Here is a 15,161-nt window from a genome sequence, read left to right as displayed (position 1 = left end):
TTGCGTATCAGCCCCAATGATCCGAAAAATTATCGTTCAATCACCCTCGACAATGGTCTTAAGGTGCTGTTAATTCAAGATGAAAGCGTGCAAAAGTCAGCCGCTTCTCTGGCGGTAAACATTGGTCATTTTAACGATCCAAAGGGACGAGAGGGCTTGGCTCACTTCCTCGAACATATGTTATTTTTGGGTACGGATTCTTACCCTGTGGCTGGCGAATATCAAAATTTCATTAATCGTCATGGTGGCAGCAACAACGCATGGACAGGGACCGAACATACTAACTACTATTTCGATATTGAACATCAATGGTTCGATGAAGCATTAGACCGCTTTAGTCAATTTTTCATTTGCCCCTGTTTTAATCCCGATTTAGTGGAACGTGAACGCCAGGCGGTAAATTCTGAATACCAGCTCAAACTCAAAGATGATGTACGTCGAATTTACCAAGTACACAAAGAAACGGTTAATCCAGCGCACCCCTTTAGTCAATTCTCGGTAGGTAACCTTGATACCTTAAGCGACAATGCCGAGTCTTCGATTCGCGATGATTTAATTAACTTTTATCAAAGCCACTATTCCGCCGATTTAATGACTCTTGCATTAATTAGCCCTCAAACTTTAGATACCTTGGAACTCTACGTAGAACAATTATTTAGTCCAATCCAACGCTTAAATGTCTCACCACTGAGCTTCCCCCCTTTATATTTGGCTGAACAACTCGGCATAGAAAGCCATATTCAAGCGGTCAAAGAAGTAAAAAAATTAAGCTTAAGTTTTGCTTTTAGCAATATGGATAAGTTCTATCGCACTAAACCGCTCACCTATATCGCCCATTTACTCGGCTATGAAGGACCAGGCAGCTTAGTGGCCTTATTACGTCACGCAGGCCTAATTAATTCGATGGCTGCCGGAGGGGGGATTAGCGGTCATAATTTTAAAGATTTTTCGATTAGCTATAGTCTTACCGATCAAGGTGTCGAATGTATTGATCAAATTGTTGATGCCACTTTTAGTTATTTAAAGCTCATTAACCAACAAGGTTTGCAAGCTTGGCGCTATCAAGAAAAACAACAAGTTTTTGAACGTGCTTTTTTATATCAAGAAAAATCGAGAGCAATCGACTTCGTCTCACATCTTGCAATTAATCTCCAGCACTACCCCGCAGAAGACGTGATATACGCAGACTATGCTATGGAGTCTTATGATCACGATTTAATCAAGCACTGCCTAAGTAAATTAGAACCACACAATATGCGGATCAATGTGGTATCCCCCAATCAACAATGTGACAAAGTAGCAAAATGGTACTTCACCCCTTATGCGGTAAAAAGCATCGAAGCTGAGCGTTTAGCGCGCTGGAATAGCCCAAAATTACTGAATGGTTTGCAACTCCCCAGCAGCAACCCTTTTCTCAGCTACAATAAGGCCCCACTCACCAAAGTTGATGGTCACGAAGCAAAACCACAACTGTTAATCGATCAAGCTGGTTTTCGTTTATGGTTCAGCAATGAACCCGAGTTTAAAGTACCTAAGGGCCATCTCTATTTATCGGTTGACTCGAGTTATGCTGTCGCCTCGGTACGAAATATTGTTTGTACTCGGCTGATGGTTGAGTTGATGCTCGATCATCTCAGCGAAATGACTTATCAGGCAGAGATAGCTGGAATGTCTTATCAGCTTTATGCTCATCAGGGGGGCTATACTTTACATTTATCCGGTTTCAGCGATAAACAAATTCTATTGCTTAAAATGATCTTAAATAATCGCAAGTTTGGTCACTTTGAACGCGCCCGTTTTGACATCATTAAGCAGCAATTGCGTAAGCATTGGCAAAATCAAACTCAAATAAAACCAATCTCACAACTGTTCAGTCAGCTCACATCTTTACTACAACCAAACAATCCGCCACCCAGCGAATTATTAGCTGCACTTAACGACGTCGAGTTAGAACACTTGCCTGATTTTGTGAAAACGCTCTACCAAAACATTCATATAGAAATGCTTGCCTATGGAAATTGGCCGCAATCAGAAATCCTTGAGTTAGGCACATTTATCCTACAAGAGGTCTCTCCAAATACCATCCCCTCAAAAGAAACACCGCGAAAACTGATTAGTATTCAAGGTCAAGGTACACTGCTATATGAGGTTGATTGCCAACAAAGTGACTCTGCCTTAATGATTTATTACCAAAGTGATGATCTAAGCTCTGAAAATATCGCCCTATATACCCTCAGTAATCATATAATGACTTCTACCTTCTTCAACGAATTACGAACCAAACAGCAATTGGGCTACATCGTTGGCACCGGTAATCTTCCCCTAAATCGCCACCCTGGGATTATTTTTTATGTGCAATCCCCGCATGGCCGCCCACAAACCTTGCTTGATGCCATCAACGATTTTCTCGATGATTTCCCTGTACTGATGTTTGAACTAAGTGATGCCCAATGGCGTCATAGTAAACAGGGTTTAATTGCTCAAATACTAGAGCGGGAAAGTAACATGCGCACCCGCGCCCAGCGCTTTTGGGTCAGCATTGGTAATAAAGATCTCAGCTTTAATCAGCGCCAAGCAGCGGCCGCTTGTATTGAAAAACTAGAACGACGGGATTTAGTCCGCTTTATGATGAGCTTAAAGAGTAAAAAGCGTGACCGGGTGGTGGTTTATAGTCATGGTGGAGGAAATCACAATCAGGATGCCCTGAATACCCATCGTTTAGAAACCGGTGATACAATTACCAGTCGGGTCAAATTTCAGCAAGCATCTAAGTTGTATAGTTATAACTAGGCGAAATCCAAACGCTGCAGAGCCCAAGCCTTCGCTTGGGCTCTGGACCGCTCTTTACGGATAATAGCGTAACTCTTGCTCTGCCATCTTCAGCAAAGACTCACAGGGCCTAAATCGTTCCCCATAGTTCGCTTCCATCGCTCTGAGCTGATCGACTAATCTTGTAATACCGATCTGGTCCATGGCGCGAAATGGCCCTCCTAAGAAAGGCGGAAATCCAATGCCAAATATGGCGCCTAAGTCACCGTCGCGAGCACTGCGGATCACTCCTTCGTCCAAACAGCGAGCCGCTTCATTTAACATCATATAAACACAACGCTCACTCACCTGTGAGGCTTCAATCGCCGGCTGTGGCGTCACCCCAAGCAGCTTATACACCGCGTGGTCGACCGATTTCGCTTTGGATTTTTTATGCTTGCTGTATAAGTAAAAGCCACGGCCATTTTTCTTGCCTAAACGCTTATCTTCAATCAATTTTGCAAAAGCCTCTGGGGCTTTAAATCGAGCGCCAAATTCGGCTTCCAAGATCGGCGCAATCTTCGAGCCAACATCAATCCCAACTTCATCGAGCAAGCTCATCGGCCCCACAGGAAAACCATAATCAAGCATAGTCTTATCGATGTGTTCAACCGCTTGTCCCTCTAATAACAAGCGGGCCGCTTCATTGATATAAGGGGCCAAAATACGGTTCACATAAAAACCTGCCACATCTTTCACCACGATCGCCGTTTTCCCCTGCTGACGAGCAAACTGCAAGGTATCTACAATGGTTTGCTCGCTGGTGCCTTGATGCGGAATAATCTCGACCAAGGGCATTTTTTCTACCGGGCTGAAATAATGCAAACCAATCACCTGCGCTGGGCGAGCCGCATTTACCGCGATTTGAGCAATCGGTAAGGATGAAGTATTACTGGCAAAAATAGTCTTCGGCTGACAATGTTGCTCGATATCAGCAACCATCTGCTGCTTCAACGGCAAATCTTCAAATACCGCCTCAACAACCATTTGAGCATTGCTCATACCACTAAAATCAGTGGTTCCACTCAGCGCACTCATTTGTTTTTGCAATTGAGCATGACTAATGAAGCGACGTCGCCGCTTTTTATCGAGCAATCGATAGGCATAATTTAAAGCCCCCGCCACGCCTTGTTCACTGACATCTTTAATCCGAACCTGAGCCTTAGCTTTAGTGGCAGAGACAAAGGCAATTCCGGCTCCCATTAAGCCGCCGCCTAGCACCGCGACTCGCTCAACTGGATGGGGAGAAACCCCAGCAAACAGCTGATCTTTCTTTAGCGCATTGACGGCAAAAAATAAACGACGTAAAGCGGCCGATTCTGGGCTCATCACTAAACTTGCAAAACGTTCAGCTTCCTGTTGATAAGCCCGCTCAGCGCTTTGCTCAACACTCGATCGTACACAGGCGATAATCTGCGGCGGTGCCGGATAATTGCCCCGTGTTTTATTCAAGGTTTGTTTGCTCACTTGCGAGAATAACAATTGACGGCCCAAGGGATTACCTTCCAACAATCGTGATAACAAACTCAACTTAGCCTTCGGCTTCCGTTTTGGCTTGCCCACATACTTCTTGGCCGCTTCCAGCAAAATGCTCTGCGGCACAATGTCATCCACCAATCCACTTTTCAAGGCTTGTTTAGGGCGAAGCTGCTTACCGGTTAACATCATTTCCAAAGCCCGCTGTAAACCAATTAATTTAGGTAAACGCTGAGTACCACCACCACCAGGAAGCAAGCCTAGCTGTACTTCTGGTAGGCCAAGGTTAGTTTTTTCTGCGGTACTACAAACACGATAATCACAAGCAAGCGCCAGCTCTAAACCGCCTCCCAAACAAGGACCATGAATTGCCGCAATCACCGGAAAAGGTAAGCCAGCTAAACGCGCGAATACTTGATGGCCAGCCTGAGAGAGAGCCTGCGCGGCTTGCTCAGTCGCGCAGGCGTCGAGCATACTAATATCAGCGCCAGCAATGAAAGAATCCGGTTTTCCACTATAAATAACCAAAGCTCTTAACTGGCTTTGCCCTTCCAATTCAGCCAAGATGACATCTAACTGAGGGCCAAACTCAGCTTTAAGGGTATTCATGCTATCGCCTTGAACATCAATTTTTAACAGCCCAAGCTGCGCTTCGATGCTTAAACTAAAATTTGCCGCTTCCATTATTCAACCTCCAATACCATTGCAAGCCCTAAACCACCCGCGGCGCAGGCAGTGGTTAAGCCTAACCCCCCCCCTCTGCGGCCCAATTCATTTAACATCTGGGTGATCATTCTAGCCCCTGTCGCTGCAAAGGGATGCCCATAGGCAATAGAGCTACCCAGTACATTAAATTTATCCATATCGATTTCACCTAAGGCTCTCTCACGGCCGATCGACTTGGCAAACTCATCGCTGGCAAACATTTTAATATTGGCCAGAGTTTGCGCCGAAAAAGCCTCATGCATTTCAATCAAGTCCAGATCTTGTAAGCTAATTCCAGCTCTATCTAAGGCGATAGGGGTTGCATAGGAGGGGCCCATCAACATGTCTTCATGGACGTCAATAGCAGAGAAGGCATAACTACGAATATATCCTAAAATAGGCAAACCCATTTGTTTGGCCTTATCTTCGCGCATCAACAGTACCGCCGCAGCACCATCAGTCAGCGGACTGGCATTGGCCGCAGTAACGGAACCATGTTTACGGTCAAAGACCGGCTTTAACTGAGCCAATTTCTCCTCATTGGAATCACCACGCACATTATTATCCCGACTCAGAAAGCTACGATATGGCTCTGAATAGGCGGTCATCACCTCTCCATCAAGTTTGCCTTCTTGCCAAGCTTGATGGGCGAAACGATGGGAACGTACGGCTAATTGATCTTGAGCGGCACGTGCAATACCGTGTTTTTTGGCCATTTGTTCCGCCGTTTGCCCCATAGACATTCCAGTCGAGTACTCTGCGACGGCTGGCGGAACCGGCAACATGTCTTTAAAACGCAGCTTCTTTATAATACGCCAGCGCTGGGCAACGCTGCGAGCCTTCGACAAATCCAACAAACTTCTGGCCAGGGTTTTACTCACCCCTATGGGTAATACCGAGGAAGAATCAGCGCCCCCTGCAATGCCACAATCAATGGTTCCGGCCATAATCGATTCCGCCACATTAACCGCTGCCTGAAAGCTGGTGGCACAGGCGCGCGACACGCTATAAGCATCGGTTGAGACATCCAATTGAGTACCTAACACAATCTCACGAGCGATATTTGGTGCTTCGGGCATTTGCACCACCTGACCAAACACCAGCTGCTGGATCTGCTTCACATCCAGATCAACGCGTTTAATTAATTCATTCACCACCATTTTTCCTAGGTCAACTGCAGGAACACCATGGTAGGCTGTCGCTTGACGAGCAAAAGGGGTGCGCAAACCGGCGACTACGGCGATACGAGCGCCATTGGCCGTGCTTAAAGATTGTTGTTGGTGCATTCAAGTATCCTTCATCGATGAAGAGGTCAGACCTCACGACAGTATATTAACCTTTTATTTACAAATTTCAAACAAGCGCTTAAAACTGATATTAAATTACCAAATTTAAAGGAAATTTTTTGAGACCTAAGCAAGAGTGCTTTATTATCCGCAAGCGACAGACAATTTAGAGGATGCAATGAGCAATAACAATTTATCAGCCATTCGCGATTATCTTAATCAAAGCATTGTTGGCCAAACAGAGTTTATTGATCAACTACTTATCGCCCTACTCGCCGATGGTCACATACTGGTTGAAGGCCCTCCAGGACTGGCAAAGACCCGAGCTGTCAAAGCCTTATCGGAGTGTATTGAAGGTGACTTTCACCGGGTTCAATTTACTCCTGATTTATTACCCGCAGATTTAACTGGTACCGACATTTTTCATCCAGAAACCGCGAGCTTCAGTTTTCAAAAAGGGCCTATTTTCCATAATTTAGTGCTCGCCGATGAAATTAACCGGGCCCCTGCTAAGGTGCAATCGGCATTGTTAGAAGCCATGGCTGAACAACAAATCACCGTAGGCAGTAAAAGCTATGCGCTACCGAAGTTATTCATGGTGATGGCCACCCAAAACCCGATTGAGCAAGAAGGGACCTACCCGCTTCCCGAAGCGCAACTCGACCGTTTTATGTTTAAGTTATGCTTGAGCTATCCTGATGCAGAAACAGAATTGAAAATTTTGCAGCTCACCGAGCGTGAAGCCAAGCAGGTTCATCTGCGTCAACCAGAAGCACTCACCCAGCAAAAACTATTTGCCCTGCGTCGTGCTATTCTCGAAGTGCATATCGCCCCCTCCCTCACTCAATATATTGTTGACTTAGTGGTCGCAACTCGCCAACCAGAACGCTATACCGACGAATTTAGTCAATGGTTGGAATTTGGTGCCAGTCCGCGAGCCAGTATTGCCCTCGCCAGAGCCGCCAGAGCACGAGCTTGGTTACACGGAAGAGATTTTGTCAGCCCAGAAGATATCCAACAACTCGCCTACCCAGTGCTTAGACATCGCTTATTACTCAGCTATCAAGCACAGGCAAAAGGGATCCAAGCCGATACTGTCATTGCTCGTTTACTCGAATTGGTGGCCTTTGCTTAATGAATAAAATCAATCGTCAGTCACCGGTGACATTGGCAATTGAGCAGTTAATTGAGGCCCGCGCCCTGCATCTCAACCTGCCGCCATGGCGGCAGATTACCAGTCATCGCCATGGCAACCGCTTAAGCAAGGTTCGCGGACGAGGCATGGAGTTTGATGAAGTTCGGCATTATCAACCGGGCGATGATATTCGCTGTATCGACTGGCGAGTGACTGCACGAACGGGGAAGACTCATACCAAGCTGTTTAGGGAAGATCGTGAACATCCGGTGTTTATTTTCTTAGATCTATCGCATTCAATGTATTTTGGCAGCGGCAATAAATTAAAGTCAGTATTTGCCAGTGAACTGGCTGCCTGTTTGGGCTGGTATGCCCAAGGCCTAGGTGAGCGAGTAGCCATGATGTTGCATCTTGGGCAACACAGCCACAATGAAAAACCCGCCGCCAGTAAAAGCCACTGGTTGAATCAATTGCAAGTGATCTGCCAGCAACACAATCATCAATTTGAACAGCTCAATCACGCCCAATTAGCGCCGTCGGAACCGAATACGAGCCTAGACACCCTATGCCAGCTAGTTAAAACTGGTTATCAGGTGCATCTTATCAGCGACTTTTATCACTTTGACCAAGACGCCGCGCTGCAACTCCAACGTTTGTCTAACCACAATCAAGTATTTGCCTGGCAAATCAGCGATCCACTGGAGCAAGCCCTACCCAGCACATCTGGCGCTCAACAATTAAAAGTGAACCGAGGGCTTTCGAGTGCTTACCTGCAGCCAAATAACAAAGCCTTTCGGGAGCAATATCAACAGCGAGCGAGTCAACGCCAGCAACACATTCAAGCCATGTTACAGCAAGCTCGAATTCCTCATCAGCACTTTTCAACAGCCTTAGAGTGGCAAGACTATGCCTGAGCAATACAATCCCCTCGCCGCACTCAAAGATATTATTTTGCCCAGCCAATTGGAAACCGGTTTACCCGCTGTTGGTTGGTGGTTGGTCGCAGGCTTAAGTCTGGTAGTTTTAGCGCTCCTATTATTCATTAGCTGGCGCTATTGGACACTCACCAGCACGCGCCGAACCGCGCTGCGTGAATTAAAAAGCTATCCCAGCATCGATTTGGTCCAGCTAAATATCCTAATGAAGCGGGTGGCCCTTAGTTATTTTCCACGACATCAGGTCGCCTCTCTCACTGGCCAGGCTTGGTTAGCTTTCTTAGATAGCAAACTCACCCGCGCCCCCGGTAAGTTTACCGCCTTAGAGGCTGAATGGCAGCGACAACTCTATACCGCAGAAACCATCGCTTTGGAACCTGCAACCCTGCACTTATGTGAGTACTGGTTAAAACACGTTGCTCCTCCGCTCAGTTGGGCAACTTTATTGACAGGTAAAATCTCACCCCCTTTGGGAATCACCAACCAAGCCAGTCGTAAAGAGGCGAGTAATGTTTGAATTCCTGTGGCCCTATGCCTTCCTATGTTTACCACTGTTATGGCTGATCGAGCGAAATCGACCAGCCCAGCAACAAGGTCAAGTGGAACAGCTGCTCAATACCAGCCTTCCATATGCCCAAACACAAGTGGTATTCCAGCCGCAAATCTCCCGCTTAAAGCGAGGCGTTAAATGGCTGGTATGGTGCTGCTTAGTGGTCGCCCTCGCCCGTCCGGTTTGGTTAGATGAACAAACGCAAGGGATTAACGAACAAGGTCGAGACCTACTATTGTCGGTAGACATGTCGGGAAGCATGCAAGTACAAGATATGCAATTACAGGGGCAAAGCGTAGACCGTTTAACGGTCGTAAAACACCTATTAAAAGAATTCATTGATCAGCGCCATGGTGACCGAATTGGCATGATTTTATTCGCAGACCACGCCTACCTCGCCTCCCCCTTAAGCTTCGATTTAGATTCCTTACTTACTCAAGTCGATGAGCTAGTTCATGGTTTAGTGGGTGATAGAACCGCCATCGGCGAGGGGATTGGTCAAGGCATCAAGCAACTCATGGATCATCCCGCGGAACAGCGGATATTAATTTTGCTAACCGATGGCCAAAATACTTCAGGCACCGTTGAGCCTATACAAGCGGCTGAAATTGCAGCAAAAAACAAAGTGGTGATTTATACCATTGGTATTGGTGCCGACGAACTCTACCAACAAACTTTGTTTGGAACACGTAAAGTCAATCCTTCGCATGACTTAGACGAAGCCACCCTGCAACAAATCGCCAAACTCACTGGCGGTAAATACTATCGCGCACGCAGCAGCGAAGATTTGGCGAAAATTTATCAAACCATTGGCGCACTCAATCCAATCTCTGAAGCTCAGCAATATTACCGGCCACAGTACGAGTTATATTATTGGCCGCTTGCCTTTGTGATCATCCTATTGTTGGCAATGCTGGCCCGTCCAATATTCAATCGCCGCTTTCACTTCAAGGAGCCAAATTAGTGTGGTCACTTAGCTTTTTACGCCCCGAGTGGTTACTGCTTAGTCCCATATTACTGGGATTGTTAATCAACAAACAACGTCGAGAATCATCGGCTTGGGGACAACTACTGAGCCCCGGTATGGCGAAATACTTACTCAGTAAACCCAGCCATACAAAACACTCACAATGGCATTTAGCGAGTCTATTGGGCTGCATTATTATCAGTCTCTCTGGACCCAGTATCGTGACAGATAATATCCCGCTCTATCGAGATGGCAGCGCCCGGGTATTAATTATGGATATGTCCTACTCGATGCGCGCCCGTGACGTAAAACCCGACCGGGTCGAACTAGCGAAGTTTAAAGCCCTCGATCTACTCAAACAATGGCGAGACGGCGAGACCGCTTTAATCGCCTACGCTGGCGATGCTTTTGTGCTGAGCCCCTTGAGTAGTGATAGCAATACCTTAGCCAACTTGGTGCCACATTTAAAACCAGAATTAATGCCAGTGCATGGCTCCATGCTGCCCCTTGCTTTAAGTAAAGCTGCCGAATTGATCCAGCAAGCGGGATATGACCAAGGTGATGTGGTGGTAGTTGGCGATGGTCTAAGTGAACAGCAAATACAAAATAGTCTGAACATACTAAAAAAACAGCACTTGCGTTTTTCGATGTTGGCGGTAGGCACCGAACAAGGCGCCCCCATTCCCTTAGAAGACGGCAGCATGCTTAAGGATCAATACGGCAGCATTGTGATCCCAGAAATAAAGGCCGAAAACTTCCTCCCCTTATGCCAGCAAACTGGCGGTATTTGCCAATTTATCAGTGCCGATAATAGCGACATTGAACATTTAGCATCCTTACGTCACCGAGAAGCGAACTCACAGCAAAGTGCTAAGCAACAAACGCAAGGCCGCAAAGATATTGGCTATCTGCTATTGCCGTTAATCATGTTATTGCTGTTGCTCAACCTCCGGCGCGCAGACCTACTTTTGGTTTGTTTATTCATCACCTGCTTGGGCGTGCCCAAAACCAGTTTCGCTATCGAATTATGGCAAAATCAAGCTCAACAAGCACAACAGGCTTTCGAGCAAGGTGACTATCAGCAAGCCGCAGAACAATTTCGCGATCCACAATGGCAAGCTTCGGCACTCTACAAAGCCGGGAAATATCAGCAAGCCCAACAGCTATTTGCGCAAGACCATAGCGCCACAGGCTGGTTTAATCAAGGTAATGCGCTTGCCCAATTGGGTGATTATCAACAAGCCATTAACGCCTATCAGCAAGCCTTAAGTTTGCAGCCTAAATTCCCTGAAGCGGCCGAAAATAAGGCTTTAATAGAAAAATTAAAGCAACAGCAACAGCAACAGCAACAGCAACAGCAACAGCAACAGCAACAGCAACAGCAACAGCAACAGCAAGATTCTGAGCAATCTAAACCGTCGCCACAGCAACAATCGGCACAACACTCAGACCAGCAAGCTCAAGACTCAGAGCGGGCCCAGCAGCAGTCGTCTGAACAAACGCCGCAACAGTCCTCGTCTTCCTCAGAATCAGAATCGACCGAACAACAAACTGCCGCGCAACAAACAGAACAAGAACCACAACAGGCGGACCAAGACTCGCCCCAACAGTCCGCAGCAGAGCAACCAGCCAGTGAAGAACAACCAACAGAAACATCAACAGCGCAGCAGGCTCATCCGACAAATGCCCAAGACCAAGCAACGCTCGACCAAAAAGAGTTACAGCAATGGCTCAATACACTCCCCAATGATCCCAGTTTGCTGCTACGAAACAAAATGTACCTCGAATATCAAAAACGTCGTCGCCAACCCAGCAACAATCAGGAGAATTGGTAAGTGAAAGCGCTCAGTTTACTATTCACTCTTTTACTTAGCTTTAGCAGTTATGCCACCACTAAAGTCACCGCCTCAGTCAGTCAAAACCCAGTGGCAGTTGGCCAAGCCTTTACTTTAGAGGTTGTTGCCGATGATACTCTGCCAGTTAACGAGTTTGACCCGTCGGTCTTGCTCAGACAAAACTTTGTGGTAGGTAGCACCGCAACTGGCCGCCAACACACCAGTATTAACGGTAAGTCTTCCACCCAAACCCGCTGGACTACCACCCTGTTGGTGCGTGAAGAAGGTAGTTATTTGATCCCTTCCTTTACGATTGGCGGACAAGCGACCATCCCAATTAAGTTAAAAGCTAAAGTTATCGACAAACTAGACCCCAGTAACGACCAAGTGCGCATGGAGGTCAGCATCGACCAACACCAAGTCTACTTAGGACAACCGGTTCGCTACACCAGTAAAATTTGGGTCGCGAATAGTTTAGACCAAGCCAACATTATTGCCCCTAACATGCTAAACGCTAAAATAGACAAACTAGGGGATGACAAACAAGACTTAGAAATCGTCGATGGAAAACGCTATCGAACCTTGATCCGCCAATGGCTGATCACCCCAGAAAAGGCAGGTCAATTTGACATCAAAGGGGCACATTTAAGCGGCTTGGTTAATGATGGAAACTATCGTACCAGACCTATTGATATTGCAGCGCAAAACCTGTCACTCAAGGTAAACCCGCCGCCAGCTAACTTTCCTGGAACTTGGCTACCGTCCAGCGATTTGCTACTCAGCGAAGAAGTTCAGCCGCTACAAAGTGACTACCAACAAGGCCAGGCCTTTACTCGGATCATTAATCTCACCGTCGCTGGTATCACCGAAAAACAACTCCCAGAGATTGAACTCGATTATGGTGATAATTTTCGGGTATACCCCGAACCCTATCAAGATAGAACCATCGTTAAAGACGGCATCGTTTTTGCGCAGCGTACCCTGCACGTAGCGCTCATCCCCATCAATAGTGGCCAATTAACGCTACCCGCATGGAAGCTGCCGTGGTGGGACCTAAGTAAAGATAAGCTCGCCTATGCTGAAATTGAGAAACGAGAAATTAAAGTGAGTCCAGCACCAATGAGTAGCCAACTTAACTCGATGCCACCCGCAAGCACGACCAGCGCCATCACCACAGCGCAGGGCGACGAGCGAGCGAGTAAGACATCATTATGGACTTGGTTCTTTGCCTTGGCGTGGTTAAGCACCCTCGCTGCGCTCATTTTCATTTGGTGGCGTTATCAACCACAGAGTCATAAGCATAAGGTCTCTAAAGACCGACACACTCAAGCCAAAGAGCAGCCCTCAGACTCATGGTCAAGCTTTAGCTCGTACTGCCAACAAAATCAAACACAACTAGCCGAACAGATGTTAAATCGCTGGGTAAGCCAACAGCAGCTTACAAAACAGTTTTCGGATCTACAAGCAGAGCTAAGCGCGATCAACTGGGGCAAAGAGAATCAACCAGACTTAGATTTAAAGGACTACTATCAGCGTTGCTTAGCCATGAAAAACACGCTAGAAAATCAAGCAAAGCAAGCCCATCAATCACTTGCCTCGCTCAATCCATGAATCACAATTAGCGGTTTAAGCCTAATTGAAAAATTAGGCTTTCTGCCTGACAACAGAAGGTAAATGATGCATTAAGTTGAACACCACCTTCTACTTCTGTGAATTCACTCGTTATCTCACAAGGATCTGACTCTGCCTTACGCGCCTTTTCAATCAGCAGATTTAAACGACTTTCTGCCTGAGCTTTATCGGCGAATAATTCTTCTAACACAACACTACAGTCTTCACCATCAATCACTGCGCCAACATCGACACAACAGCAAGTTTTAGATTCTTCTAACTTAGTTTTCATCTATTTTCCTTTATTTTACGGTCAGCCTTAGTTATAACACTCCATCTACATGGAAACTGGAGCGACGATAACATGAGCCTCGGATGTTTTATTGTGAGTCATCATAACAGATTAGTAGGTAAGGTATTATCTAGGAATTTACATGCAAATTAATTTTTTTCGAAAGAAAAATCCTAGTACCTCGGTCGTATCGGGTATGCAAACAAAACAAAAACGTTATGAAGCCCTCGTTCAGGCATACAATCGAGATGTATACCGTTACGCCTACTGGTTAGTTCGTGACAAACATATCGCTGAAGACATTGTGCAAGAGACTTTTCTCCGAGCATGGCGTTCGCTCGATAGTTTAAAGGATGAAAAGGCCGCTAAATCATGGTTGATCACTATATTGCGACGTGAAAATGCACGCCGATTTGAACGTAAGCAATTGAACTTAGTGGATATTGAAGACCATTCGGTCGCTGATGCCCACTCACTTTCGAGTGAGCAACAAATTGAAAATGAGTGGTTAAGGCGACAAATTGATAAACTCGCACCGGAATATAAAGAGCCTTTGCTACTACAACTTATCGGCGGGTTTAATGGAGATGAAATCGCCGAGATGTTAGAGCTAAATAAGAACACCGTTATGACTCGCTTATTCCGTGCGCGTAATCAGTTAAAAGACGCCTTAGAAGATAACCAAAATCGAGGACAAAGTAATGGATGAGCTAGAATTCCGCCGCCAGCTGTATACCAATCCTCGTGAGCGTGATGAAGCGTTCATTCAGGAAGCCAATCAAACGGCTAAAAACAAAAAACTTTATGACGAAATGCAGCACTTCGAAAATAAACTGGAACAAGCTTTCAACGTGGAGGTTCCAGAAGGGCTTGCTGAACGGCTCATTTTACGCCAGAGTTTTGACGATTCACAATCGCGTTACCGCCGTAAAACCCGCTTTCATATGGCAATGGCCGCCTCTGTCGCCTTTGTTCTGGGTTTAAGTTTTAGCTTGATAAACTGGCACACAACCGCTCCCGGAGACATTGGGCAAATAGCCCTGAACCATGTTTACGAAGAAATGCCCTTTATTAACGGGGTCGATGAGCAGCCATCCCTGCAAACCGTAAATGCCAAGCTTGAACGCTACGGAGCCAGTTTTAAACAACTGCCCGGTGAAGTGGTTTATGTGAATCATTGCTCCTATGGTGGCAGCCCAGCCTTTCATATGGTGATGAAAGGCAAGATGGGCTCGAACATTAATGTCTTTGTGGTTCCTCAATCCACAGAGTTAGCGATGGAAGAAAATTTTGCTGACAAAAAGATGCGCGGCACCGTCACCCGCTTACAAAACGCCAGCTTAGTCGTGGTTGGTGAGCGCAACGAACCAATAGAAAAATCGGTAGAAATTTTAACTCAAGACCTTAATCAATCGATTTAGTCATCAAGTTAAGCTGAGAACTCAGCTTAACTTACTATTTTATTAGAAGTATTTCTTTTATTGAGGCAAGCTCAAGCACTCCACATCGGCCAATATCATTATCAAACACTTGTTTAACTTTGTGCGTTAGCTCCAACTTT

The 15,161-nt window shown here is 46.2% G+C and carries 12 protein-coding genes; 9 read left to right on the top strand and 3 right to left on the bottom strand.

The features are described 5' to 3' along the window. Complete coding sequence (locus ACRRS1_RS09155; protein ID WP_432467935.1) at positions 1–2,790, top strand: insulinase family protein; 2,790 nt, start codon at positions 1–3, stop codon at positions 2,788–2,790. Between the two features lie 54 nt (positions 2,791–2,844). Here ACRRS1_RS09155 and fadJ read toward each other — a convergent pair whose 3' ends face one another. After that, on the bottom strand, positions 2,845–4,968 hold the full coding sequence (fadJ, locus tag ACRRS1_RS09150) for a fatty acid oxidation complex subunit alpha FadJ (protein ID WP_432467936.1): 2,124 nt from the start codon (positions 4,966–4,968) through the stop codon (positions 2,845–2,847). Beyond that, positions 4,968–6,275: an acetyl-CoA C-acyltransferase FadI gene (gene fadI / locus ACRRS1_RS09145; RefSeq protein WP_432467937.1), complete on the bottom strand. Its 1,308-nt coding sequence runs from the start codon at positions 6,273–6,275 to the stop codon at positions 4,968–4,970. Before fadI ends, fadJ begins: the two co-directional genes overlap by 1 nt. A 178-nt stretch (positions 6,276–6,453) precedes the next feature. On the opposite strand from fadI, the gene ACRRS1_RS09140 reads away from it, so the two are divergent. From ACRRS1_RS09140 to ACRRS1_RS09115, 6 genes are read left to right on the top strand one after another with little or no spacing between them, the layout of a single operon-like run. Then, positions 6,454–7,410, top strand: a complete 957-nt coding sequence (locus tag ACRRS1_RS09140) for an AAA family ATPase (RefSeq protein ID WP_432453481.1) — start codon at positions 6,454–6,456, stop codon at positions 7,408–7,410. After that, entirely contained in the window at positions 7,410–8,324 is a 915-nt protein-coding gene (locus ACRRS1_RS09135; protein ID WP_432459187.1) for a DUF58 domain-containing protein, read from the top strand. The genes ACRRS1_RS09140 and ACRRS1_RS09135 overlap by 1 nt, the downstream gene beginning before the upstream one ends. Continuing rightward, complete coding sequence (locus ACRRS1_RS09130) at positions 8,317–8,862, top strand: DUF4381 domain-containing protein (protein ID WP_432467938.1); 546 nt, start codon at positions 8,317–8,319, stop codon at positions 8,860–8,862. The genes ACRRS1_RS09135 and ACRRS1_RS09130 overlap by 8 nt, the downstream gene beginning before the upstream one ends. Next, complete coding sequence (locus tag ACRRS1_RS09125; RefSeq protein ID WP_432453484.1) at positions 8,855–9,859, top strand: VWA domain-containing protein; 1,005 nt, start codon at positions 8,855–8,857, stop codon at positions 9,857–9,859. The genes ACRRS1_RS09130 and ACRRS1_RS09125 overlap by 8 nt, the downstream gene beginning before the upstream one ends. Further along, complete coding sequence (locus ACRRS1_RS09120; protein ID WP_432467939.1) at positions 9,859–11,697, top strand: vWA domain-containing protein; 1,839 nt, start codon at positions 9,859–9,861, stop codon at positions 11,695–11,697. The genes ACRRS1_RS09125 and ACRRS1_RS09120 overlap by 1 nt, the downstream gene beginning before the upstream one ends. Further along, positions 11,698–13,308 carry a BatD family protein gene (locus ACRRS1_RS09115; RefSeq protein ID WP_432467940.1) on the top strand — a complete coding sequence of 537 codons (1,611 nt, stop codon included), beginning with the start codon at positions 11,698–11,700 and terminating at the stop codon, positions 13,306–13,308. Between the two features lie 7 nt (positions 13,309–13,315). On the opposite strand, the gene ACRRS1_RS09110 is transcribed toward ACRRS1_RS09115, so the two are convergent. Beyond that, positions 13,316–13,600 carry a YfcZ/YiiS family protein gene (locus ACRRS1_RS09110; protein ID WP_432467942.1) on the bottom strand — a complete coding sequence of 95 codons (285 nt, stop codon included), beginning with the start codon at positions 13,598–13,600 and terminating at the stop codon, positions 13,316–13,318. A gap of 142 nt (positions 13,601–13,742) precedes the next feature. On the opposite strand from ACRRS1_RS09110, the gene ACRRS1_RS09105 reads away from it, so the two are divergent. Further along, positions 13,743–14,309, top strand: coding sequence for a sigma-70 family RNA polymerase sigma factor (locus ACRRS1_RS09105; protein ID WP_432467944.1), 567 nt, complete (start codon positions 13,743–13,745; stop codon positions 14,307–14,309). After that, entirely contained in the window at positions 14,302–15,021 is a 720-nt protein-coding gene (locus tag ACRRS1_RS09100) for a DUF3379 domain-containing protein (RefSeq protein WP_432453489.1), read from the top strand. The genes ACRRS1_RS09105 and ACRRS1_RS09100 overlap by 8 nt, the downstream gene beginning before the upstream one ends. The last annotated feature ends 140 nt before the right edge of the window (positions 15,022–15,161 follow it).

Source organism: Agarivorans sp. Z349TD_8, from assembly GCF_050870825.2.
Taxonomy (GTDB): Bacteria; Pseudomonadota; Gammaproteobacteria; order Enterobacterales; family Celerinatantimonadaceae; genus Agarivorans.
Note: the sequence above shows the minus strand (reverse complement) of the source record. Positions and strands in the feature narration are given on the sequence as shown.